1 protein-coding gene is annotated in these 1,402 nt (G+C 66.0%); it reads left to right on the plus strand.

The window, feature by feature from the left end:
- The first annotated feature begins 244 nt into the window (after window positions 1-244).
- Window positions 245-1,057, plus strand: coding sequence for an IS5 family transposase (locus VFQ05_16560; protein ID HET9328380.1), 813 nt, complete (start codon window positions 245-247; stop codon window positions 1,055-1,057).
- Window positions 1,058-1,402: the final 345 nt, after the last annotated feature.

The following is a 1,402-nucleotide window of genomic DNA, read 5'->3' on the forward strand; positions in this document are numbered from 1 at the left end:
ACCCTCTTCCGCGGCCGTGGGACCCCCATTTTCCGCGCCAGTCCGTTGCGCTAAATTTTAGAAGTTCGTCTCACGGTGACGTAATCCACTCCCGCTACAACTCGGGGCATGAAATACGTCATGATCGTCCTTGCGTGCCTCGCTGCCGACCGCTTTAGAGGCTGTCTCGAAACGTTTGGCGAGGGTGGATGGCCGGGGCGAGGTGTGATTCCGGACGGTTGTCGAAGCCAGTCTGGACAGCCTCATGTGGACCCCGGCCACCCGTCGGCGGCATAGCCGCGAGCACCTGCGTTACGCAAGCGATGTGAGCGACGAGGAGTGGGCTCTGTTGGAGCCGCACTTGCCGGCGCCGTGCCTGACGGGACGGCCGAGAGCGTGGCCGATGAGGGAGATCGTGAACGCGATCTTCTACGTGCTCCGATCCGGTTGCGCCTGGCGGCTCTTGCCCGACAGCTTCCCGCCGCGGCAGACGGTCTACGGCTGGTTCCTGCGGCTGCGCGACGACTGCGTTCTGGAGCGGCTGAACCACCATCTGGTCATGCTCGACCGCGCGCGCAGCGGGCGCGCCGCCAGCCCTTCGGCGGGGGTGCTCGACAGCCAAAGCGTCAAGACGACGGAGGCCGGCGGGCCGAGGGGCTACGACGCCGGCAAGAAGATCAAGGGCAGAAAGCGCCACGCCCTCGTCGACACCGACGGTCGTCCCCTGGTGCTGGAGCCTCACCCGGCCGACATCCAGGACCGCGACGGCGGCGGGCCCGTGCTGGCGGCCTCGCGCCACGCCTTTCCCTTCATCGCGAAGGTCTTCGCCGACAGCGGCTACGCCGGGAGGCGGGTCGCCGGCGCGACCGCCATCGCCGTCGAGATCGTTCGCAAGAACCCCGACCAGGTCGGCTTCGCCGTCCAGCCCCGGCGCTGGGTCGTCGAGCGCTTCTTCGCCTGGATCGGCCGCAACCGCCGCCTCGCCAAGGACTTCGAGGCAACCCTCGAATCCGCCCGAGCCTTCCTCTACGCCGCCTCCATCATGCTGCTCACCCGACGGCTCGCGCAATCAGGATGAGTTTCGAGTCGGACTCTTAGCGTTCTTCGGCGGGGGCCTTCAACCGACCTGGGCAGAGTAGGCTTGCCAAGCTTCGCTCTCTGGCGATGCGTTAAGCTATTGGTAACGAGTTAGGCCAAGGTGTGGCACGCCTGGGCGCTCGTTCTATATCTCTCGTTAGAGCATCGGCGCGGGCCGATGCCCATGGCTGGGAAGACGCCGCCTACGACCGAGGCCGGGACACAGGGCGATCTATCTGCCTCTAGGCTCCTGCTGACCGAGCCCGGTCATTTGTAGGTTCACTCCTGGCGAGCCACTTCCCCGCTCGAAGGACCAGCAGGCAAGAGCAAGTGCCAATACCATGTC

The sequence above is a fragment of the Candidatus Eisenbacteria bacterium genome, assembly GCA_035712145.1.
GTDB lineage: Bacteria > Eisenbacteria > RBG-16-71-46 > RBG-16-71-46 > RBG-16-71-46 > DASTBI01.